21 protein-coding genes and 7 tRNA genes are annotated in these 21,543 nt (G+C 66.1%); 19 read left to right on the top strand and 9 right to left on the bottom strand.

The window, feature by feature from the left end:
* Window positions 1–105: 105 nt before the first annotated feature.
* Window positions 106–1,521 (bottom strand): amidohydrolase, encoded by a 1,416-nt coding sequence (locus tag LAQ73_RS11135; protein WP_224268353.1) that lies wholly within the window; start codon window positions 1,519–1,521, stop codon window positions 106–108.
* 545 nt (window positions 1,522–2,066) lie between these two features.
* Between LAQ73_RS11135 and LAQ73_RS11130 the strand changes: the two genes are divergently transcribed.
* The 13 genes from LAQ73_RS11130 to yciH all read left to right on the top strand — a co-directional run bounded on the left by LAQ73_RS11130 (window position 2,067) and on the right by yciH (window position 7,750).
* Window positions 2,067–2,140: transfer RNA gene (locus LAQ73_RS11130), tRNA-Gln, on the top strand.
* Between the two features lie 242 nt (window positions 2,141–2,382).
* Window positions 2,383–2,455: transfer RNA gene (locus LAQ73_RS11125), tRNA-Glu, on the top strand.
* Window position 2,456: 1 nt separating this feature from the next.
* On the top strand, window positions 2,457–2,777 hold the full coding sequence (locus LAQ73_RS11120; protein ID WP_224268352.1) for a hypothetical protein: 321 nt from the start codon (window positions 2,457–2,459) through the stop codon (window positions 2,775–2,777).
* A gap of 29 nt (window positions 2,778–2,806) precedes the next feature.
* Window positions 2,807–2,890: transfer RNA gene (locus LAQ73_RS11115), tRNA-Glu, on the top strand.
* Window positions 2,891–2,938: 48 nt separating this feature from the next.
* A tRNA-OTHER gene (locus tag LAQ73_RS11110) sits at window positions 2,939–3,069 on the top strand.
* A 165-nt stretch (window positions 3,070–3,234) separates the two neighbouring features.
* Window positions 3,235–3,305, top strand: a tRNA-Trp gene (locus tag LAQ73_RS11105).
* Between the two features lie 17 nt (window positions 3,306–3,322).
* Window positions 3,323–3,397, top strand: a tRNA-Glu gene (locus tag LAQ73_RS11100).
* A gap of 17 nt (window positions 3,398–3,414) precedes the next feature.
* A tRNA-Lys gene (locus LAQ73_RS11095) sits at window positions 3,415–3,488 on the top strand.
* A gap of 260 nt (window positions 3,489–3,748) precedes the next feature.
* Window positions 3,749–5,224, top strand: coding sequence for a TROVE domain-containing protein (locus LAQ73_RS11090; RefSeq protein WP_224268351.1), 1,476 nt, complete (start codon window positions 3,749–3,751; stop codon window positions 5,222–5,224).
* A 202-nt stretch (window positions 5,225–5,426) separates the two neighbouring features.
* Window positions 5,427–6,242 carry a hypothetical protein gene (locus LAQ73_RS11085; protein ID WP_224268350.1) on the top strand — a complete coding sequence of 272 codons (816 nt, stop codon included), beginning with the start codon at window positions 5,427–5,429 and terminating at the stop codon, window positions 6,240–6,242.
* A gap of 139 nt (window positions 6,243–6,381) precedes the next feature.
* Window positions 6,382–6,621, top strand: a complete 240-nt coding sequence (locus tag LAQ73_RS11080) for a hypothetical protein (RefSeq protein WP_224268349.1) — start codon at window positions 6,382–6,384, stop codon at window positions 6,619–6,621.
* A 327-nt stretch (window positions 6,622–6,948) separates the two neighbouring features.
* Window positions 6,949–7,359 (top strand): type IV pilin domain-containing protein, encoded by a 411-nt coding sequence (locus LAQ73_RS11075; RefSeq protein ID WP_224268348.1) that lies wholly within the window; start codon window positions 6,949–6,951, stop codon window positions 7,357–7,359.
* A gap of 88 nt (window positions 7,360–7,447) precedes the next feature.
* Window positions 7,448–7,750 carry a stress response translation initiation inhibitor YciH gene (gene yciH, locus LAQ73_RS11070; RefSeq protein ID WP_224268347.1) on the top strand — a complete coding sequence of 101 codons (303 nt, stop codon included), beginning with the start codon at window positions 7,448–7,450 and terminating at the stop codon, window positions 7,748–7,750.
* A 31-nt stretch (window positions 7,751–7,781) separates the two neighbouring features.
* On the opposite strand, the gene LAQ73_RS11065 is transcribed toward yciH, so the two are convergent.
* On the bottom strand, window positions 7,782–9,038 hold the full coding sequence (locus LAQ73_RS11065; protein ID WP_224268346.1) for a GNAT family N-acetyltransferase: 1,257 nt from the start codon (window positions 9,036–9,038) through the stop codon (window positions 7,782–7,784).
* Window positions 9,039–9,178: 140 nt separating this feature from the next.
* Here LAQ73_RS11065 and LAQ73_RS11060 point away from each other — a divergent pair, with 140 nt between their 5' ends.
* The 3 genes from LAQ73_RS11060 (at window position 9,179) to LAQ73_RS11050 (ending at window position 10,680) form a co-directional block, all read left to right on the top strand.
* The gene (locus tag LAQ73_RS11060) at window positions 9,179–9,433 is read left to right on the top strand and encodes a DUF7996 family protein (protein WP_224268345.1); all 255 of its coding nucleotides are present in this window, start codon (window positions 9,179–9,181) and stop codon (window positions 9,431–9,433) included.
* A gap of 43 nt (window positions 9,434–9,476) precedes the next feature.
* On the top strand, window positions 9,477–9,725 hold the full coding sequence (locus LAQ73_RS11055) for a DUF8006 family protein (RefSeq protein ID WP_224268344.1): 249 nt from the start codon (window positions 9,477–9,479) through the stop codon (window positions 9,723–9,725).
* Window positions 9,726–9,804: 79 nt separating this feature from the next.
* Entirely contained in the window at window positions 9,805–10,680 is an 876-nt protein-coding gene (locus LAQ73_RS11050; RefSeq protein WP_224268343.1) for a homoserine kinase, read from the top strand.
* A gap of 327 nt (window positions 10,681–11,007) precedes the next feature.
* On the opposite strand, the gene pdxS is transcribed toward LAQ73_RS11050, so the two are convergent.
* Both pdxS and LAQ73_RS11040 read right to left on the bottom strand, forming a co-directional pair.
* Window positions 11,008–11,916: a pyridoxal 5'-phosphate synthase lyase subunit PdxS gene (gene pdxS / locus LAQ73_RS11045; protein ID WP_224268342.1), complete on the bottom strand. Its 909-nt coding sequence runs from the start codon at window positions 11,914–11,916 to the stop codon at window positions 11,008–11,010.
* Window positions 11,917–12,067: 151 nt separating this feature from the next.
* Complete coding sequence (locus LAQ73_RS11040) at window positions 12,068–13,726, bottom strand: potassium channel family protein (protein WP_345778384.1); 1,659 nt, start codon at window positions 13,724–13,726, stop codon at window positions 12,068–12,070.
* 128 nt (window positions 13,727–13,854) lie between these two features.
* On the opposite strand from LAQ73_RS11040, the gene LAQ73_RS11035 reads away from it, so the two are divergent.
* Window positions 13,855–14,580, top strand: coding sequence for a DUF1405 domain-containing protein (locus tag LAQ73_RS11035; protein WP_224268340.1), 726 nt, complete (start codon window positions 13,855–13,857; stop codon window positions 14,578–14,580).
* A 55-nt stretch (window positions 14,581–14,635) separates the two neighbouring features.
* Entirely contained in the window at window positions 14,636–15,700 is a 1,065-nt protein-coding gene (locus tag LAQ73_RS11030; protein WP_224268339.1) for an enolase-like domain-containing protein, read from the top strand.
* Between the two features lie 24 nt (window positions 15,701–15,724).
* On the opposite strand, the gene LAQ73_RS11025 is transcribed toward LAQ73_RS11030, so the two are convergent.
* The 5 genes from LAQ73_RS11025 to LAQ73_RS11005 form a co-directional block, all read right to left on the bottom strand.
* Complete coding sequence (locus tag LAQ73_RS11025; RefSeq protein WP_224268338.1) at window positions 15,725–16,690, bottom strand: HFX_2341 family transcriptional regulator; 966 nt, start codon at window positions 16,688–16,690, stop codon at window positions 15,725–15,727.
* Between the two features lie 59 nt (window positions 16,691–16,749).
* Window positions 16,750–17,328 carry a cysteine hydrolase family protein gene (locus LAQ73_RS11020; RefSeq protein ID WP_224268337.1) on the bottom strand — a complete coding sequence of 193 codons (579 nt, stop codon included), beginning with the start codon at window positions 17,326–17,328 and terminating at the stop codon, window positions 16,750–16,752.
* On the bottom strand, window positions 17,325–18,134 hold the full coding sequence (locus LAQ73_RS11015; protein WP_224268336.1) for a YqcI/YcgG family protein: 810 nt from the start codon (window positions 18,132–18,134) through the stop codon (window positions 17,325–17,327). The genes LAQ73_RS11020 and LAQ73_RS11015 overlap by 4 nt, the downstream gene beginning before the upstream one ends.
* 74 nt (window positions 18,135–18,208) lie before the next feature.
* Window positions 18,209–19,672, bottom strand: coding sequence for a sodium:solute symporter family protein (locus LAQ73_RS11010; protein WP_224268335.1), 1,464 nt, complete (start codon window positions 19,670–19,672; stop codon window positions 18,209–18,211).
* Window positions 19,665–19,880 carry a DUF3311 domain-containing protein gene (locus LAQ73_RS11005; RefSeq protein ID WP_224268334.1) on the bottom strand — a complete coding sequence of 72 codons (216 nt, stop codon included), beginning with the start codon at window positions 19,878–19,880 and terminating at the stop codon, window positions 19,665–19,667. The genes LAQ73_RS11010 and LAQ73_RS11005 overlap by 8 nt, the downstream gene beginning before the upstream one ends.
* A 237-nt stretch (window positions 19,881–20,117) precedes the next feature.
* Here LAQ73_RS11005 and dnaG point away from each other — a divergent pair, with 237 nt between their 5' ends.
* On the top strand, window positions 20,118–21,530 hold the full coding sequence (gene dnaG / locus LAQ73_RS11000; RefSeq protein WP_224268333.1) for a DNA primase DnaG: 1,413 nt from the start codon (window positions 20,118–20,120) through the stop codon (window positions 21,528–21,530).
* The last annotated feature ends 13 nt before the right edge of the window (window positions 21,531–21,543 follow it).

Genomic DNA, 21,543 nt, shown 5'->3' with positions numbered 1-21,543 from the left:
GTCGGTCTCTGACCGACCGTAACGCGGGCTCAGAACTCCCCAGCCACCTAATCTCGTTCCTGTACCTGAGAGTTGCGACGCCCGAAATCCGACTGCTCCGAGAATCTACCCCGTCACGTCGAACGGCGGTTCCGCATCCTCGGGCAGCGGCGTCTCGTACGCGTCACTCCCGATTTCCGCCTCGAACTCCTCGCGCGCCGCCTCCACTCGCTCGGGACTCGTCAGTAGGTCGTACGTCGCCCCGGCGAGCACCTTCGCGGTGAACGCGACGCCCTTCAGCCCGAAGTCGCCGTTGGCGGCGACGACCTGCCAGGAGTGGCCGGGCGCGCCGACGGGCCACGTCGCCGCCGTGAACTGGCTGGTCGGCGTAATCCAACTCACGTCGGACACCTCCGTCGACCCGTGGGTCTGGTGGTCGTGGTCGAACGGCTCGACCGGGTCGGGGTGCAGCGACTTCTCTCTGATTTCGTCGTACAGCTCCTCCGGAACGGTCAAGAGCCCCGACTCGATTCGGTCGTCTGGGACCGTCGCCTTCAACTCCGCTGCGAACTCGTAATCGGCGTCGTCGTACGGAATCGGGCCGACCGCCCGCATGTTCTGCCAGATGACGTCGGAGACGACGCCGTTGGCGCGGTAGTCGTAGCAGCCGGTGAGGAAGCGCTCGGAGACGTCGGTCTGTGTCATCAGCGCCGCCGCCTCTGCGATGTCGCGGAGCCACTCGGTGTTGCGTTCGACCTCCTCGCGGTCCGGCGCGCGGACGTAGTGCCACACCGTCGCCTCCGCGGGGACGACGTTCGGGGCATCGCCGCCGTCGGTGATGACGTAGTGCATCCGCGCGTCGTCGGAGATGTGTTCGCGCATGTACTCGACGCCGGTGTTCATCAGTTCGACGGCGTCGAGCGCGCTCCGTCCGGAGTCGGGCGACCCGCCCGCGTGCGCCGCCTCGCCCTCGAAGGTGAACATGATGGAGTCGAGCGCGTTCGACGAGCCCATCCGCGGCGTACTGAGGTCGCCCGGGTGCCACGTCAGCGCCGCGTCGAGGTCGTCGAAGACGCCCGCTCGCGCCATGTACGTCTTACCGACGAGCGTCTCTTCGGCCGGACAGCCGTAGAACGCGACGGTTCCGGGGACGCCGGACTCGTCGATGGCCTCCTTCACCGCGATGGCCGCACCCGCCCCGGCGGTGCCGAAGAGGTTGTGGCCACAGCCGTGCCCGGGGCCGCCCTCCTCGATCGGGTCGCGTTCGGATTCGACCTTCTGCGAGAGCCCCGGAAGCGCGTCGTACTCGCCGAGGATGCCGATTTTCGGTCCGCCGTCGCCGTAGGACGCGACGAACGCCGTCGGCATCCCGCCGACGCCGCTTTCGACCTCGAACCCCTCGCCTTCGAGGAGTTCGATGAGCGTCGCCGCCGACTGTTCCTCGTGAAGTCCCAACTCCGGCGTCTCCCAGATTCGCTCCGCGACGTCGACGAGGCGCGATTCGTTCTCGTCGACCCAGTCGAACACCGTCTCCTTGTTCATAGCTCACACAGGACAAAACCCCTCATAAGGCTGCGTGCCCCGGAACACGTCGCCGGTTCGCGGGGGTCGTCGTTTCGTCCCCAAGCCGCGCTAGACAGTTTCACGGTCACGACAAGACTATTATACCGGCACCTGTAGTCGAGAGTACACCAACCGAACATGTCGTCTCGAACCACCTCACACCGGACGCTCGCTCCCGCTCGGAGCGAGCAGTCCGTCTTACGCGAACGCCCGAAACAGGGCGAACGCGAACTACGTGAGTCGCTGTCACACAGAGAGTGGCAGCGCGGTTCGGGCGACGTTCGGTATCTCCGGCCCCAACCCACGTACGTCGCGTAAGGCTGTCGACGCCAACGACGACGCGATACGTCGGCGGACGATTCTCCGCGTTCTCATCCGAGACCGGAGCCGACGCTGCGGCGTGGGTCGAGTCGGAGTCCGACTCTTCTCCCCGTTGTCACTTCGCCCGTTTCGTCGCTGGCTGCCACCGCCGAGCGTACTACGTGTCCAGATTCGGTCGCCGTACCGGTCGTCGTGACGGCCGCAGTCCCATGGTGTAGTTGGCCAAACACGCGGGGCCTTGGACCCCGAACCCCACGTTCGAGTCGTGGTGGGACTATCGAACCCGCGGCGCAACGGCGTCGCGGTCACGTCCATCGAGGGCGTGTCGTCTCCAGCGGTCGGAGACGAGTGGACGCGCAGTCCACCGAGAGGTATCGCTGTCGAACGCCCGGGGTTCGCCATCGCAGACGGCGGTAGTTGCCGCCCGAGGTGCGCGAATCCCGACTCCATGCGGGAGTGGCGCCCCACGCCACCGCGGCGACGGAGTCGGAGTACGCCCGTCTCCTCGCCACCAACACAGCTCCCGTGGGGTAGTGGACGATCCTCCGGCCCTTTCGAGGCCGGGACGCGCGTTCGAATCGCGCCGGGAGCGTATGGCACAGGCCATGCCCGCAGTCACGGTGACCGCGGACGTCACGGTACTCGTCTCGCGTGGCGCGGGCAGTGACCTGTCCGTCGCCGCCCGCGACGTACTCGCGCGAGCCGACGCCGTCGAGGCGGTTCGAACGGTCGCACCGACCGGGTTCCGGCCGCGGGCGACGGACATCGCGGTACGGCTCACCGCGACGGCCACCGTCGCCGTCGAACCGGACGCCGACGCGGCCCCCACCGATGCGGCCGCCGTCGCCGATGCGCTCTGCGACGGCTTCGGCGTCCAGTCCGCGACGGTGACTGCTATGAGGGCAGAACAGTAGATGAACGAACATCGACCCGCGTCAGGGTCGTTCTCCGTGGTCGAGCGGTACGACGCCGGGCTCTCGGGACTCCCGTGACCCGAAGACGCAGGTTCGACTCCTGCCGGAGAGCGTGACGGCGATGACGCTCGCGAGCGACGTTTCGCGGGGCGAGCCGTCTCGGAGCGGTGGTGTAGTGGCAGCACGCCTATGACAACCCCGCCGCAGTTATTCACCGCATTCGCGGTGCGATGCGGCGGGTTCCTTCTCAGGTTCCACTCCGGATACGGGGGTTCGATTCCCTCCCGCTCCACTGGGACGGTGACCTGCGATGCGGACGCCCTGTGCGGGTTTTCGCCGCGTTTCAATGCGGTGCGACGCGCAGGGTTACTTCAGTGGCCCAAACGTGGTTCCCGGATGCCCGCAGGTGCCCGGGACGAGCGACTCGTCGCTCGGTTCGAATCCCACCCGTCCCGTCGGGCACGTGGTCCAACGGCAAGACGCGCGGTTCCAGACCGCGAGATGGCTGTTCGATTCGGTCCGTACCCATCGCCGACGCGACGAGCGCTCCGATAGTGTAGTCCGGACAATCACTCGAGCTTCTCGGGCTCGAAACCGGGGTTCGAATCCCCGTCGGAGCATTTGGTGAGATCCACTTGGGCTGGAAGCACAGCCAGGTCGTGCAGTCGGCTTTTAACCGATCGGTCGCGGGTTCGAATCCCGCCCAGCCCTTCCGGGGCGAGCGACGGGGTTCCTTCTCACTGGCTCGAGCGACCGAACGGTCGTTGACGAGTTCGAGTCCCGCACCTCCGTCGCGGCATTCCCCGTCTTTCCGTATCGGGGCGAGCGGGAGCGTTCCTTCGTTGTCCGACGAACCCAGGGACCACTGCGTCCGTCGCTCCCGCGGTTTTCCCCGACCAGCGCGGGCGAGCGGACGGGGTCCTTCTCCACGAACCACCCCCGTCCGCACCCTTTCCCGCGCGGTGATACAGATGAAGTTCAACCGACTCAAGAATCGACTCACGGACAAACAGCGAACGACCAACTACGAGGGTGGCGAGGCATACCAGCCGGCGACGCCCGAAATGGGACTGTACACCGTCGTCGTCAACAACCTCGTCGAAGACACGTTTTACCGCGAGGACACGGACGCCCTCGTGGCGGTCGTCGAGCGATTCGAACCGGTCGCAGAGTCGAATCCGGAGTTCACGCTCAAACTCGCGGCTCACGCGCGAAACGAGATGTACCTCCGCGACATCTCACAGGTGCTTCTCGTCCTCGCAGCGAACCACGACGCGACGAAACCGTTCGTCCGCGAATACGCGCCGCGCGTCATCCGTCGTGCGGACGAACTGAACACCGTGGTCGCCGTCCAACTCACGCTGTTCGGAAAACCGATTCCGAAACCGCTGAAGAAGGGCATCGCCGACGCGTTCCACAGGTTCGACCGCTACCAGTTCGCGAAGTACAACAACCTCCGGCGCGACGTAACGTTCCGCGACGTGATGAACCTCGTTCACCCCAAACCGCGGGATGACGAGGAGCGCGAGGTGTTCGAGCGCCTCGTACGCGGCGGCCTCGACGACTACCCGGACGTCGAACCGCTGGACGCACCGAAGACGTGGGAAGTCGTCATCTCCGAGCGGGGCAACACCGCCGACGCGTGGCGCGACGTCCTGCCCGAGATGGGGCTGTTCGCGACGATTCGTAACCTTCGGAACATGCTCGACGCGGGGCTGGAGGGGGCGGAGATACTCGGCATCGCGGACCTCGACTACGTCCGCGAGTCGAAACTCTACCCGTTCCGGTTCTACCAGGCGCACGAGGCGCTTCTGGCGGCCGGTATCGAAGACGACCACGTCCAAAACTGGCTCTCGGACGCTATCGAACGGGCGGCCGAGAATCTCGACGACGAGCTCGGCGAGACGTTCGTCGCCGTCGACCTCTCGGGGTCGATGACTGCCCGCCTCTCCGCTCGGAGCACGATGACGTACCGGGAACTGTCCGCGTTCTTCGGTGCGGTACTGATGCGGAAGGGGGCGACGACCGGTGTCTTCGCCGACGAGTTCGAGGAGGTGCGTGCCCACCACGAGACGCCCGTCCTCGAACTGGTGAAGAAGATTCTCGCCCGCGACGTCGGCGGCAGCACGAACGGCTGGAAGGCGCTTCGACACCTCGTCGAGGAGGACGAGGCCTACGACCGCGTCGTCGTACTGACCGACATGCAGCTGTGGGACTCGACGTGGGGCAGCGAAGAGACGGTCAAACGGTGGTACGAGGTGTATCGAGAGACCGTCGCCCCCGACACGCACCTGTACGTGGTCGACCTGAGTTCGTACGGCGACCTCGTCACGCCGGAAGGATACGAGGACGTGTACAACATCTCGGGGTGGTCCGAGCGCGTACTCGACTTGGTCGCGTACGCCGAACACCCCGACGAGGTACTCGGGGAAATCGAGGCATACTGAGCGCACGGCGGACCTCGCGCCTTCAGGGAGTGCCGTTAGGTACGAGCCGAAGATTTGGCACGAACGTCGCACTCGCAGTCGGGTGAGGCGTCGGTGAGGCGGTCGCGGGTAACGCTCGACAGCGCGTCGGCCTCTACCGACGGCACTGCGCATCTCCAGAAGGGACAGGTTGATACTGTCGGGCGAGAGATAGAAGGCGACGATGCGGCGTCTCGACGTGACTCCCTCCGAGCGGGCCCGCCAGTTTCACAGACGAGCGGTTCGTCTCCCGATGCCGACCGTCGAGGCCGAAGTGGAGTTCCACCACAACATGTGGCGAGTCGCCGAGTCGGTCGAGCGGAAAGCCGAGATGATCGCCGACCCGCGAGTTTCGATTCACGACGCGTGCGACCAGCAGTTCGAGCGTATCAGAGCCAGTTACGAGACCACGCTCGAGCGGTTCGTCGGCGACGAGTACGAGTCGGTCGCTCACGCGTACTTCGAGGGCGAGCGAACCGACGGAGGGGCGGTGCTCGCGGGGTATCTCTACGAAGCGCTGTGGCGACTCCAACAGCTGTACTCCGTCTCCGATTTGACCTTCTTTCCGGTCGTCCTTCGGTATCCGCGGTGCTGTACAATCAACACGCGGTTCGTCCACGGGCAGGTGGTCGAAAACACCGTTCTGTACGAGTCACCCGAGCACTCGGCCGTCTGTCCGGACGAGTCGTACGCCGAGATCTATCACGACGACAGTCGCTGGTCGCAGAAGCAGGCGGCCGAACACCTCGCGGCGAGCGCGCAGGCGATCCGTGACCGGTTCCCCGACCCCCGGGAGGCGCCGGACGACGAGCGACGCGCCGGCGGCGTCGTGAGCGTGTTCGGACGCCGCGGGTCGGCGTTCACCACGGGACTAGAACTCGTCGACACCGACCCGGACCGCTTCGACGACGAGGTGGACGAACCCACGCTCGTCGGGGAGAGTCCGGTCGCCAGACGCACGGAACGCGAGTGGCTCCCGCGCGGTGCGACGCTTCTGTGACCGGCGACCGGGCGTACAGAGCAAAAGACCTACTACAGTCTCCTTCTGATGAACGAGAGAACTGCATGACACACCTGCGGAGCACGCGAGGAGAAACAGGGGGGACCGACGCAGCGCAACGGTCCGAAGGGGGAGAACGATGAGCGACTCGCCGTCATTTTACGACCCGCCCGACGCCCGCTCTGACGTCCACATCCCGGACTGCGAAGTCTGTGGATGCGACGTGAGATTCATCGGCGTGACGCCCGCCGACTACGAGTACCACCTCATCCGGGATCACGACTACTTCCGCGGCTTCACGGCGTCGCAACTGCGGTACGCCGTCGAGCGCGGCGTCGAACGAGCGAAGGCCCAAGCGGGCGAGCGAACCGACGACTGAGTCGGAGCGCCCGGTCGGCGCGGAAGGCAACCCCTACCGTCCGCCCGTCTCCAGACTCGTGTATTGGTCAGCCCTTCGAAATGAACTCGGAGGGTTGTCCCGAATTTCGGGACGTAGACCGCTTAACGAGCGATAGTAATCTCTAAAGAAAGTATTTATGACGACACTGTTCAAGCACTAAATTTATAGGTAATGAGTTCTTTCGGAGGAGTAAGACACACCAATGAGACAGAACGTATCCGGGCAGGGTGTCACCTCCCGCGGCACACGGGTCCCTCGCATGGCGGGGTACAGTGCCTCCACTCAGACGGTGTGTTCGAGACAATCATGAACATCAAAAAATTGTTTAACGACGAACGGGCTGTTTCGCCGGTTATCGGTGTAATTTTGATGGTTGCCATTACCGTAATTTTGGCGGCTGTCATCGGCACGTTCGTTCTCGGATTGGGGGATCAGGTAGGAAACAGCGCGCCGCAGGCGAGCTTCGACTTCAGTTACAGTGAAAACGGGGAGGGCGAAACTGTTGTCACCATTGTTCACGCTGGCGGTGCAGACATCAGCGGTGAGGAAATCTCTGTTCAGGGTGCTCCAGAGGCTTACAACAGTGACTCCACCCTCACGTCCGGTAGCGTCATTTCTGACGGAGTAGTTGATGGAGACACGGATACCATCCGCGTCGTGTGGGAGAACCCAGCAGGCGGTTCCTCCACCATCATCGCAGAGTCGCAGGTCCCGTAGACTTCCACAACTGAACTAGCAGCTTTCGTTTTTTATCACGCAACCAACAAGAGTGACAACCCAAATACTCTGAGTCCCTACATCCACTGTGGCTAAGGACAAAGACCTCGGTTCGATCTCCGGACTCCCGGACGAACTCGGCATCGACGACGACCTCGAACGCACCCAGCAGGTGCTCACCGTCTCCGTCGACACGCGGCGCTACGGCAAACCCGTCACGCTCGTCAAAGGCTTCGAGGGCGATACGAACGTGAAGGAACTCGCCTCGACGCTGAAGCGGAAACTCGCCTGCGGCGGCACCGTCGAAGACGGCGTCATCGAGTTGCAGGGGAACCACAAAGAGAGAGTGCCGGATATCCTGCGCGAGCAGGGGTACACCGTCGAAACCTGAGCGACGTCAGGCGACTCCCGAGCGCGCCGAGTCAGAAGGACTCGCGGAGAGACACGTTTTCGGTCGGATACAGCGCGTCGAGCGTCGCAACCGCCTCCATCGCGTCGGCGTCGGCGACGCCGTCGGGCAGTTCGAGTCGGCCGTCGGTCCACAGCTGCCGCGCGGAGCGGGCCCCGACGAGAACCTGCGAGAGCGCGCCGATACCGAGCCGAATCGAGGGGGCGGTGTCGATCCGTCTGCACGTGACTCCGGACTCGTCGGCGCGCACCTCGAACGTGCCGTCGTTCCACGCGCAGTGGGCGTCGGTCACCGCGAGCACCACCGCGCCGGCCGCGTCCGCCGGCGGCGACGCCGATTCGACGGCGTCGACCACGTCGACGGCCCGAATCATCGGTCCCGGGCGACGTTCGACTGTCGCCGCGCGGGGGTCGGCGAGACGGAACAGCAGGTCGCCGCCGAGCGGTCCGTCCAGGCGGACGTGGTGGACCTGCGAGTCGTGGTCGCGGCAGAACCGGAGCAGGTTGCGCTCGGCGACGGCGTCGACGCCGACGAGTTCGCGGACCGCCATCGTCTTCTCGTCCTCGGCGTCGTTTTTCTCGACCGTGTAGACGAGATACCCCCGGAGGTCGCCGTCGGCGTCCTCCCACCCGTAGACGTACGGTTCGGTCCCCCAGAGGTCGAAGACGCGGTGACGCCACCAGCCCTCGGTCCGTCTGAGCGCGAGCGTCTCCGTCGCCGCCTCGCGGTGGACGGCGTCGACGAGCTCGTACTCCTCGACGTCGATGCGTCGGAATCGGCCGGGGTCGGCGTCCGCGTCGCCGACGACGGCCAACAGCTCGTCCGGCGGCACGGTCGTTCGCTGGTAGGTGTTCGTCGTCGCCCAGCCGAATCGCCCGTAGAAGGCGTACTCGAACGGCCACAGCGCCGAAAACGGTATCTCTTCGTCTCGCAGCTCGGTGAGAAACGCGTCGAGCATCCACCCGATGTGGCCCCGTCGACGCGTCTCCGGCGGGGAGGCGACGGCGGCGAGACCCCCGACGCGGCGGGGAGAGCCGCGAACCAGCATCGAGAAGTCGTACCAACCGCAGACCGCCCGGATGTCGTCGGCGTCGAGCGCTTCCTCGGGCGTCTCCGCGTCGCCGGTGGCGTACACCGCGCGAGGCGAGAAACTGTCGGGGCGTTCCGGCGGATCGTCGTCGAGTCCGGGGCCCTCCTCGGGCCGGAACGCGTATCGCAGCGTCCGTCGGAAGGCGTCTTCGTGCGCCTCCGGCAACGGTCTGTAATCCATGCGGTGGCGTCGGAGTCGGCGTACAAAACCTTCGTGGTGGCGTGCGACCGACGCTCACGGGGGAGGTCGGTGCCGTGGACGGGACCCGAACGGGCCCCGGAAACCGAGTGATTCAGGGACGCCGAGCGCCAATCGGGGGCATGGCCGACAGTGACGGCGGACACATCACGCACAACAACCTGCTCCTGATACTGATTCTGTTCACCGGCATCGTCGGGACGGGCGTCGTCCGGCGGGTGCTGGGCGAACTCGGCTACAACAGTATCGGGAGCGTCGTCTTCACAGTCGGTTACGGGGCGATGATAGTCGTGCTCTGGTACGGGTGGATTCGACCGTTGGACATCACCGGTCCCGCCGAACGTGAGCGCTCGGAGCACGAACGCAGCGAGCGGTAGAACGGAACTTTAATGCCCAGTTCCGGGCCACTTACGGGTAAGGATGCTCCTGCAGATCATCGACAGTTTCCTGCTCAATTACAACGTGGGGCAGGCGCTTCTGCTCGGCTTCGTCGTGTTGACCCTCGGGGCGCTACCGCTGGGGTCGCGCCGGATTCTGGGAATCAACTTCATCGTGTTCGGCCTCGTCTTCGCGCTCACGCCGACGGACCTCGTACCGGTGCATTACCTCTTTCTCGGTATCACGCTGATGGTCATCGGCCCGATGCTGTACGTGACCGCCAGCGAGTGAGTAACGGCCCGACCGCGAGCGTGCGACCGATGCTCCACGCTTCGCCACCTTTTTCTCTCGACTCCGGATACCGCAGGCTATGATTACCGTGCGCGCGCCCGCGACCAGTGCGAACCTCGGCAGCGGCTTCGACGTCTTCGGCGTCGCGCTCGGTCGGCCGGCGGACGTCGTTCGCGTCGAACGCGCCGACGAGACGACCATCGACGTGACCGGCACCGGCAGCCAGTACATCCCCCAGAACCCGAAGAAAAACACCGTCGGAGCCGTCGCCGAGGCGCTCGACGCCCCCGCACACATCCAGATCGACAAAGGCGTGCGACCCTCCTCGGGACTGGGGTCGTCGGCCGCGAGCGCAGCGGCCGCCGCCCTGGCACTCAACGAGCTGTACAATCGCGGCCTCAGCCGCGAGGAACTCGTCTCCGTCGCCGCGAAGGGCGAGGCCGTCGCCTCCGGCGAAGCCCACGCCGACAACGTCGCGCCCGCGCTGCTCGGCGGCTTCACCGTCGCCACCGACGACGGCGTGACGAGCGTCGACGCCGACGTGCCGCTGGTCGCCTGCCTCCCCGACATCGCCGTCTCGACGCGCGACGCCCGCGGCGTCCTCCCGACGGAGACGACGCTCGACGAACTCGTCTCGACAGTCGGCAACGCGTCGACGCTCACCGTCGGGATGTGCCGAAGCGACCCCGAACTCGTCGGCCGCGGGATGAACGACACGGTGGTCACGCCCGCCCGCACGACGCTCATCACCGGCTACGACGACGTGCGCGCCGCCGCACTCAGAGCGGGCGCGACGGGCGTCACCGTCAGCGGTGCGGGCCCGTCGATTCTCGCCGTCTGTCGCGGGAGTGACCGCAGACGCATCGCCGCGGCGATGGTCGAGACCTTCGGCGAGTTCGGCGTCGACGCGCGGGCGTACCAGACCGAAATCGGCGACGGTGCGACGGTTCTCTGAGCAGGGCACCCGAAGGCGGTGACTGTTCTCGCGGTCGGAATATTTTTGTTAGTTTTCTAATATTTTTGGGTACTGAAACGCGCACTCGTCGCCGTCGCGGAGTCGGAGCGCCCGAAACGATTTCTCCGCAAAACGGGCGAATTCGCCGCCGAACTCGGCTGTGACCATCTCTTTCTGTCCGGACAACAGCGCTTGCCGACCGAGAAGCGCTGTTCGGCGACGCAACCCGAGAACTGCTGTTGTCGTTTGACGGCCCCGTGACCGTGAGTCTCGGCGACGACTGAGCGGTCGTCAGCGTCGCCTCCGTCGATACCCTTCGATTCGCGTTCAGACGCCGCGACCCTGCAGCTTCTCCTCGTCGGCCATCTCGCTGTTCGACTGGCCTTTCATCCCGCGACCCACGTCGGTGGCGATGTCTGCGAGGCGCTCGGGGTCGTCCCAGTTGTTGACGGCTTCGACGATGGCTTCGCCCATCTTCTCGGGGTTCTCCGCGCCGAAGATACCGGAGCCGACGAAGATGCCGTCACAGCCGTGGTGCATCATCAACGCCGCGTCGGCGGGCGTCGCGATGCCGCCGGCGGCGAAGTTCACCACGGGCAAGCGGCCCATCTCGGCGGTCTCGTGGACGAGGGCGGCGGGCGCTTCGTGCTCGCGGGCCCACTTCTCGCGCTCCTCGAAGTTCTTGCCGACGAGTTCGCGGATGGAGCCCCTGATGGTGCGCTGGTGCTGGACGGCCTGGTTGACGTCGCCGGTGCCGGCCTCGCCCTTCGTCCGAATCATCGCCGCGCCCTCGTCGATGCGGCGGAGCGCTTCGCCGAGGTTCCGCGCGCCGCAGACGAACGGCGAGGTGAACTCGCGTTTGTCGATGTGGTACTCGTCGTCGGCGGGCGTCAGCACCTCCGACTCGTCTATCATGTCGACGCCGAGCGCTTCGAGGATCTGCGCCTCGGTGTGGTGGCCGATGCGCGCCTTCCCCATCACCGGGATGGAGACTTCGTCGATGATGTCGGTGACGTTCGCCGGGTCGGGCATCCGCGCGACACCGCCGCGCTTTCGGATGTCGGCCGGGACCGCCTCCAGCGCCATCACGGCGACTGCACCGGCGTCTTCGGCGATTCGGGCCTGCTCGCGCGTGACGACGTCCATAATGACGCCGCCTTTCTGCATCTGTGCGAAGCCTCGCTTGACGAGGTCGGTGCCGCGTTTGAGTTCGGTGAGGTTCGTCTCCTCGGCCATGGCTGGACGTTAAGTCGCGGTCACTTATCGGTGTCCTTCCGGCGAAATGCGCCGCGAGAGCGTCCTGACGTCGAATGACGTCGAACGGCACGTGCGAGTGTCGACGACGAGGGCCCCGAAATCGAGCGCCGGCGGTGACGAACCGCTGAGTTCAGGCGGTGTCGACCGTTCGCTCGAACTCCTGTATGGCCTCGTCGCTGCCGGCAACGAACATCTCGTCGCCCGACTCGATGACAGTCTCTTCGGCGGTGCGAACGTCGCCGTTGCGAGCGACGGCCACCACCGTCCACTCCCGGTCCGCGTCGCTGCGGACGTCCCGCAGCGCCTCGCCCGCGAACGCCGACGCGTCGGCCCGGACGAGCCGAATCTGGCCGACGGGGTCCATCACCCGTTCGCCGTGGACCTCCGCCGCCACGAGTCTGGCGCAGAGTTGCTGAATCGAGAGAACGTAGTCGGCTCCGGCCCTGAACGCCGGTGCCGTCTTCTCGGTGTCGGTCACGCGAACGAGTATCTCGACGTCCGGGGCCAGAGCGCGAGCCATCGCGGTGGTCAGAAGCGCGTCGGCGTCGTCGTCGACGGTGACGATGAGCGCCGAGGCGACCTCGATGTCGGCTTCGCGGAGCGTCTCCGGTTCGGTCACGTCACCGACTACGTCGGGGTCGGCGTCCGTCGATTCGTCGACGGTCGTCACGGAGACGCGTTCGGGCAGCGCCTCGAGGGCGGCATCGCCGCCCTCGCCGAGTCCTGCGACGACAATTCGGTCGTGCGGGGAACGGGAGGGGCTTCGAACGCCCGCCACCTCGTTCGCCGCTTCGTCGAGCGTGTTCTCCGGACCTGCGACGACGAGGACGGTGTTGGGCGTGAGCCGGTCCGTCGGCGACGGCGGCACTCGGAGTTCGCCGTCGAACCAACCCGCGACCAGCGTGAGATTCGGATGCGCGGCGAGCGGCGAGTCCGCTATCCGGACGCCGTGAAGCGAGCTCCCGCGGCGGACGAGCACCTCTCGAATCGTGACCGAGGCGGCGTCGACGGGGGTGTCGACGGTGACCGGCGTGGTCGCCTTCTCGGCCAGACGGCGACCGATGAGCGCGTGCGGCGCAACGCTCCGGTCGACGCCGATCTCGGCGAGCGCGGCCTTGCGACGCGTCGAGCCGGTGAAGCTAATCACTCGGAGATCTTCGTTCGCTTCCAGCGCCGTCAAGACGATGCTCGCGGTGCGCTTTCCGGCGTCGGTGATGAGCATCGACGCCTCCTCTATGGTGGCCCGTTCGAGGTCCTCGCGGTCCTCGGGGTCGCCGTTTATCGCCTGATACCCCTCGTCGGAGAGCCGTTTGGCCTCCTCCTGGTCGGACTCGACGAGCACGTAGTCGATGTCGAGCTCTTCGAGTTCGTCGAGAAGCACCTCGGAATCCCGCTCGTATTCGGCGACGACGACGTGGTCCCGCTTGACCGAGAGGCGGTCGTCCAGCATCAGCGGCGCGCGCTCGAACAGCGGGATGACGAGCACCCGCAGCGTGACGAAGCCGATGACGACGCCGGTGACCTGCATCGTGGACACGAAGAGGTTCATCGCGGGCGTCGTCCACAGGGAGTCGGCGCCGTATCCGGTGGTCGTCATCGTCTCGATGACCGTGTTGAACGCCTGGAAGATGGTTCGTGGACGGTTTTCGAGCGTCGCCATTCCCCAGTGATACAGGAGGGTGAACGCGACGATGATGGAGACGAGACCGACTCCGTAGGCGAGAACGAGGCGCTGACGACGGGTGAGGTCGCGCGGGTGGAGTCCCTTCATGTTGCGGAGTTCGCGCATTCCTGAATCTACCTCTCAGTTGGCGTTCCAGCACGAGGTAGTTTGGGGCGGTGAGAACGAGCGAAAGAATCACAGTCGACCCGGCGGGAGACCGCTACGCCTTTGGCGGCTCCATCCAACCCACGGGCATGTCTCTCGCGCGCGACGCCCGCGGACTGTTCGGCGGCGACGGCCTCCCGTCGCCGGAGGGGCTTCCGCGGTGGCTCGCCCCCCTCCCCCGGTGGGTGGAGAACTTCGGCCTGAACCTCGCGTGGGTCGTCGTCGCCATCAACCTCGCCGGAACGGCGTTCGGCTTCTGGTACTACCGGTTCCAGTTCGCGGAGACGCCGCTCGTGATGTGGCCGTTCGTCCCCGACAGTCCCGTGGCGACGCTATTTATCGCGCTGTCGCTCGCGCTGTGGAAACTCGGACGCAACAACGAGTATCTGAACGCGCTCGCGTTCTTCGGCTGTTGGAAACTCGGCTTCTGGACGCCGTTTACCCTCGTCGTCTTCGCCGACGGCTTCCTCGCGTACACGGCGACCGCGATGTACCTCTTCCTGTTCTTCAGCCACCTCGCGATGGTCGTCCAGGCGTTTCTCGTCCACCGCTACTCGGATTTCCCCGTCGGGGCGGTGTTCGTCGCACTCGTCTGGTACGGCGTCAACGACGTCGTCGACTACTTCGTCCCCATCGTCGGCGACCCCCACCACACGAACCTGCCGTTCGCCGACTTCGCGGCCGTCTACGGCGACGTGACCGCGCTCCAACTCGCCGCGGCGGGGGCGGTGACGCTGACGCTCACCGCGACGTTCCTCGCGCTGTCGACCCGAATCAAGAAGTTCGAGGTCGGCGCGCTGGGCGTCGACGACTGACCGTCGGCGGCTCTCGGGCGCGTACAGTTAACAGAGCGGCGACCCAACTGCGCCCATGAGCCTCTACGACCGACTCGCGGAACTCCCGCTCGTCGTCGACGATACGTCTCGTTCCCGGCGCGAGCGGGCGACGTCGAGCGGATTCGTCCGCGCGACCACCGTGTTCGCGCTGCTCGGCGACGACGAGACGGGCCGCGGCGAGGACGTGACGTACGACGCCGAGGACCACGACGCCCTCGCGGACGTCCCGCCGTTCGACTTCGCCGGCGAGTTCACCTTCGGGGAGTTCTCGGCGATGCTCGACGATACGGATTTGTTCCCGACGAAGCCGCCGGAACGAGAGACAGGCCGCCACTACCGTCGGTGGGCCGTCGAGAGCGCCGCGTTGGACCTCGCGCTCAAGCAATCGGGGACGACGCTCGGCGAGGCGCTGGGCCGGGAGTACGACCCGGTTCGGTTCGTCGTGAGCACGCGATTGGACGGCGAGGAGGGGACGAGCACCCGACGGGTCGACGAGCTGCTCGCCGCCTACTCCGACTCGGAGTTCAAACTCGACCCGACGAGCGACTGGGACGGCGAACTCGTCGCCGACCTCGCGGAGACCGAGGCGGTTCGAATCCTCGATCTGAAGGGCTACTACAGCGGGACGACCGTCGACCAGAGCGCCGACCCCGACCTGTACGAGCGCATCTTCTCGGGCTTTCCCGACGCCGTCGTCGAGGACCCCGCCGTCACCGACGAGACGGAGGCGATGCTCGAAGCGGAGACGAGGCGGCTCTCGTGGGACGCACCCGTCACCGGCGTCGAGGGCGTCGAGTCGCTTCCGTTCGAACCGCGGTGGCTCAACGTCAAACCCTCGCGGTTCGGCACCGTCGAGTCGCTGCTGGAGACCATCGAGTACGCCGAGGAACGCGACATCTCGCTGTACGGCGGCGGCCAGTTCGAGTTGGACGTCGGCCGCCCGCAGATCCAGCAACTCGCCTCGCTGTTCTACCCGACCGGACCGAACGACGTCGCCCCCGGCGAGTACAACGACCCGGAGGTTCCGGCGGCGGCCCCGACGAGTCCGCTCGCGGATGTCGAGCCGGCGCGCGGGTTCGGAACGGTCGAAGAACGCTAGAGAGCCTAAGGGACCAGCGCGTCGTCAGCGGGTGCCGAGCCCCGCGTCGTCGTCGGCGTGGGCGCGAACCCACAGTTCACCGATGCGCGAGAGCCGCGTCCGGTGCGACTTCCCGCGTTCGTCGCGCTCGATGTACCCCTTCCCGCCGGGGCCGAGGCGGTCGACGTTGTAGATGACTTTCGAGCGGAAACTGTCGGTGTACTCCTCGTTGAGCTCGCCCGCCAGCGTCTCGGCGAGTTCGGAGACGGACTCGAAGACGCCGTGCTCGCCGAGCGTGAAGAGGATGAGTTCCTCGAACGGCTTGACGTTCGAGAACGATGCCACGGGAAGTTCGACGATGTGACGCTCGCCGATGCGCTTCGCGCCGATGGTGGTTCCGCGCTCGTCGAACTCCGACAGCAGTTCGGTTGCGGCGTCAAGGCGCTCGCGGATGCGGTCCTCGTCGACGTCGCCGTCGGCAAGCAGGTCCGCGAGCGCTTCTCTGTGGGTGCGGAGTTCCTCTGCCAACTCGGTCTCCAGATACTTCTCGGGGGCGGTGTAGTAGGTGTGGATGCGCTCTCTGTCGTCCTGGCGTTCGACCATAATGGAGTGGGCGGCGGTGGCGAACGCGAAGGAGACGGGGCGGGGCATCGCACTGACGTTCACCCACACCTCACCGGGCGTCGTCCCCTCGCGCGTCTCGGCGGTGTCGGCGTCGTCGACGACGTCCGCGCCGCGGTCCAGTTCCGCGTTGATAAGGTCGTACGCCTGTTCGAAGGCGGCGTCGTAGTCGTAGACGTCCGCGAGAACGAGGCGCTCGGTGGTCGCGCCGAGCAGGTTCTGGAAGTCCTTCTCGAGTTTCCCCGAGAGGCGTTGCGAGTACTCGACGTTGGCCTCGCTACCGACCGCGCCCTCGAGGAGGATCACCCGGTCGACGTCCAACTGGTCGCGGATGAGAGGCGCGATGAGCCGGTCGTAGTCGAAGCCGACCGGCACGATATGCGTCTGCATGGCTCATCGTTGACGGGAGCGCGGTTAAACGAATGCGGTTCGGGAGACGGCCGGTGTTCTCAGTCGAGCGCGGCCAACAGCTCCTCGCTGTCGACGACGCGGGCGAACTCGCCGTGAAGGTGCGCCAACGCGGTTCGGTGCATCGTCTCGGCGTCGTAGTACTCTCCATCGATGCCCTTGCGGTCGAACGTCGCCGTCGCGTCCGCGACGACGACGGGCGAGAAGCCGAGGTTCTCGGCCATCCGGGTCGTTGTCGAGACGCAGTGGTCGGTCGTGAGGCCGACGACGACGACGGTGCCGTACTCTCGCTCGCGGAGCCAACGTTCCAAATCGGTGCCGACGAACGCGCTGTTGACCCGTTTTTCGAACGTCTGTTCGCCCGCTGTGGGTGCAGTTTCGTCGAGGTAGGCGAACCCGGGCCGGCTCGGTCGAAGCGGCGAGCCGTTTTCTTGCGAGCGGTGGCGGACGTGGACGACGGGCATCCCGCGCTCGCGCCACGCGGAGAGGAGGGCCGCCACACGCGATTCGGCATCGGGGTTGTTTCGCTCGCCCCACGCCGGGTCGGCAAAGCCCGTCTGGAGGTCGACGAGTAGTAAGACGGCGTCGTCGGGCAGCGAGAGTTCGTCGTCCGAACTCACGCCTCCGCCCTCGGCTTCAGCAGTTCGGGGTCGACTTTCGGGTGGACGCGACTGACCGTCATCGGGCACTCGCCAGGCGCTTGCTCGGAATCGGCCGAGAGCATGTACTGGTGCCACTCGTGTTCACCGTCGACGCCCCAGTCGCCGATGTCGGCGTGGGGGCAGACGCCGTCGTACGCCTCGATTCGGCGCTGGATGACCTCGCGGGCCTGCTGACCGGCTTCGGTGTCGGCGGTGATGCCCTCGAATATCTTCCGCGGCTGGAAGGTGATTTCGAGGCCGAGCGGGCAGTAGCGACTCATCCGCCGGTCATAGAACGGCGCGCGGGTCGTCGGGAACATCGGTTCGCCGCCGAAGGAGAACTCCCAGTGGGGGTCGTCGGGGTCCGTCGGAATCCTCTCGGGCCACGGCTCGGGGTCGTGGACGTGCAGAAACTGCAGAATGTGCCAGAGCTGTTCGTGGTACTCCGCCTCCGTGAGCTGTTCGTCGGGTGGTTTGAAGAACGCGACGAGCGAGGCGCGCTCGGAGAACTCCGAGAACTCCTCGACGTATTCGAGCAGCGTATCGCGGAAGCGCAGCAGGGCGTCCGGATGCGTCGTCGAGGGTACGAACGTGTACAGCGCGTCGCCCTGCCGCTCTGACTCGATGCCGAAGTAGCAGGGGAACGGCTCGCCGTTTCGGTCGTCGAGCATCGTCTCCCGAAACGTCCCATAGTGCAAGGCGGCCCAGTCGGGGAGGTCGCCGCGGCGGATACGGTCTCGGAGCGTCGATTGGTCCACGAGCGCTTGTAGCCCGGGGTCGTTCATGCCTCGCCTTGGAAGCGACGGGAATTGTATGCTTCGGACGTGTTCGAGAAGTGACCGGACGTAACGTCGCGCGCTCAGTCCGCGCTCAGTCCGTCGGTGAACGTCGCGCGCTTCTCGTCGGGCGCGGGCGAGGTGACCGCCGAGACGCCGACGGTGAGCGCGAGTCCGAGCACCATCCCGTAGAGCGCGGCGTCCCACCCGAGGTACGTCGCCGGGAGCGGGCCGAGCGAGTGGAGCACGTAGAACGCCTGACTGCCGACGATGCCGGCGTACATCCCGTTTCGGTTCGTCTTCGTCCAGTACAGCGAGACGAGGACGGGGAGCGCGAGTTGAGCGAAGCCGCTGAACGCGAGGTCGCCGACGTCGATGAGTGAACCCGGCCGGAACAGGCTGGCGACGAACGTGCCGACGGCGAAGACGGCGACGCCGACGCGGGCGACCCACCCTTCCTTGGCCTCGCTGGCGTCGGGGTCGACGAGCGGGCGGTAGAGGTCGCGCGTCAGGTACGACGACCCCGACAGCAGCATCGAATCGGAGGAGGACATCATCGCCGCCATCGCGCCCGCGACGACGAGCGCCGCGAACCAGACGGGCGTGTACTGGTTGAGGAGCACGGGGATGACGTTCGCGCCCTCGGGCACCTCGACGCCGAGGCCCGCGGCCCACGTCCCGAGCATGAACGCCGGGACGAACAGCAGCACGACCAGAATCGGCCACAACGCGAACGACCGCTTCAGCACGCGGCCTGATTTGGCGACGAAGAAGCGCTGGTTTATCTGCGGGAACATCGCCACGCCGAAGGCGATGGTGACAGCCGTCGAGACGATGTACTGCGGCGTGTAGAGGCCGCCGCCGAGCGCGAGCGCGTCGGCGTCGAACCCGGCGTACGCGGTCGCCGGACCGTCGATGGCGACGAGCACCCAGCCGACGGCGACCCAGACGATGCCGAGCATGAAGATGCCCTGCACCGTGTCGGTCCACGCGACGCCGCGGAGTCCGGCGGCGGCGACGTACACCACCATGAAGACGGTGATGAGCGCCGCGCCCGCCCAGTACGGTATCGCTCCCTCCGTGAGACCGACGATGGCCGTCCCCGCGCCCATCTGCTGGAGCATGATGTACGGGAAGAGCCAGAAGAGGCTGATACCGGCGACGAGTGCGCGGAGGCCGGTCGACCCGAAGCGGTCGCCGAGCATCTCGCCGAGCGTCACGTAACCGCGGGCGCGCCCGACGAGCCACTGTTTGTAGCCGAGCACGTACCAGAGGATGGCAAAGAGGACGCCGTCCATCAGCCCCATAACGAGAATCCACTCGGGGCCTGCCGCGTACGCGAGATTCGGGCCGCCGAAGAACGTGAACGCCGACAGCAGCGTCGCAAACGTCGTAAAGAGGAGGACGACGGTGCCGAGTGACCGACTGGCGAGATAGTAATCCTCCGCCGCGCGGTCGGTCAGCCGATAGGCGACCAGACCGACCGCGAGCGCGACGACGAGGTACGCGCCGACGACGCCCAACTGGACGGCGAGCGAACTAACCACGGGTCACCCCCATGCCACGGTCCCAGGCCCCGCGGGTGAAGGCGTAGAACGCGACGCTTGCGACGCCCATCCAGCCGACGTGCCACCAGAGCCACAGCGGGAGTCCGGCGACGACACGGCCGTCCCCCCAGAGGAACCACGGCACGGCGAAGACGACAAGGACTGCGAACACCACGACCCAAAGATAATCGGCTTGCTGTCGAGTCATATCTAACGGTGAACAACCGAACTATGATAAACACTACTGATTTAGCTTCGATGCGACCTTTTGAAGAATATTTTCCTTAATATCGAAAAACTGTCTCTACGGCAGCTTCCGGCGGTTTCGGTCCGAACGGGGCCGGAAGTGCGACAGCTATATCCCGCCTGCGAAACTTATATACGGGGGTGTGGACGGGCGGACCGTTCGCATTTCACATCAACATCAATCATTGGTGATTCAATTATGGAAGACACTGCGAAATATCTCATTCACGCTTCGGTGACCGCCGACGGGGTGGTCGAACGAAGCGACGTGGTCGGGGCGGTCTTCGGACAGACCGAAGGCCTCCTCGGCGACGACCTGGACCTCCGTGACCTCCAGCAAGGGTCGAAGATCGGACGGATAGACGTCGAAATCGACAGCGAGAACGGGCAGTCGTTCGGACAGATAACCATAGCCAGCAGTCTCGACAAAGTAGAGACGGCAATCCTCGCGGCCGCGCTAGAGAGTATCACTCGTGTCGGACCGTGTCAAGCACACGCCGAAGTCATCGACATCGAGGACGTGCGCAGCGCCAAGCGGCGCGAGGTCGTCGACCGCGCGAAGGAACTGCTCTCGGAGGCGTTCGACGACAGCGTGATGACGAGCCGCGAAATCCTCGAAGAGGTGCGTGAGAGCGTCCGAGTCGAGGACATCACGGAGTACCATGGGTTGCCCGCGGGCCCGCGAGTCGCCGACTCCGACGCGATCGTCGTCGTCGAGGGGCGTGCGGACATCCTGACGCTGCTTCGCTACGGCATCAAAAACGGCGTCGCCGTCGAGGGGACGAACGTGCCCGACGACGTCGCCGACCTCACCGAGAACCGGACCGTCACCGCCTTTCTCGACGGCGACCGCGGCGGCGAACTCATCCTCCGCGAACTGGCGCAGGTCGGCAACGTCGACTACGTCGCCTTCGCGCCGCCGGGCCGCTCCGTCGAGGACCTCGCGCGTCACGAGGTGATGTCGGCGCTGCGCGGCAAGGTGCCGTACGACGCCGTCGCCGGCGACACCGACGTCCGGTCGACCGTCGCGGCGACCGACGGCAGTTCGACGCCCGCGCCGGAGCCGCCGTCGGACCCTCGAACGGAGTCGCCGGAGACGACTGACGCTCCCGCGACTCCCTCCTCCGCTGTAGGGGAGAGGACCGACGACCCGGCCCCCGAGGACCGTTCCGACGGTACCGAGGCGAACCGCGACGAGACCGCAAACGGCGAGGGGAGCGATACCGGCGGCGTCGACGCCTCGGTCGACAGCGACACGGACACTGACGCGGACGACGGCGGCTCGCAGTCGTCGCTCCCGCCGGAACCGAAGAGCCTCAGAGAACACGTCGCCGAGGTCATCGGCGAGTCGAGCGGCCTCGTTCGACTGCTCGACGCCGACCTAGACCCGCTGGCGGAAGTCGAGCAGTCGGCGGCGTTCGACGCGCTCGTCGACGCCGACCGGGTGCCGTACGCCGTCGTCGTCGACGGCGAACTCGACCAGCGCCTGCTCGACGTGGCCGCCCAGCGCGGCATCGACCACGTCGTCGCCCGGTCGACCGGCGAGTTCGTCAAGAAACCCGTCGACGTTCGGGTTCGAACCGCCGCGCAGTTGCAGCGCGCGAACCCGTAGACAACCTCGAAGC

Origin of the sequence: Haloprofundus salinisoli (assembly GCF_020097815.1) — an archaeon.
In the GTDB taxonomy this organism is placed as follows: domain Archaea; phylum Halobacteriota; class Halobacteria; order Halobacteriales; family Haloferacaceae; genus Haloprofundus; species Haloprofundus salinisoli.
Note: the sequence above shows the minus strand (reverse complement) of the source record. Positions and strands in the feature narration are given on the sequence as shown.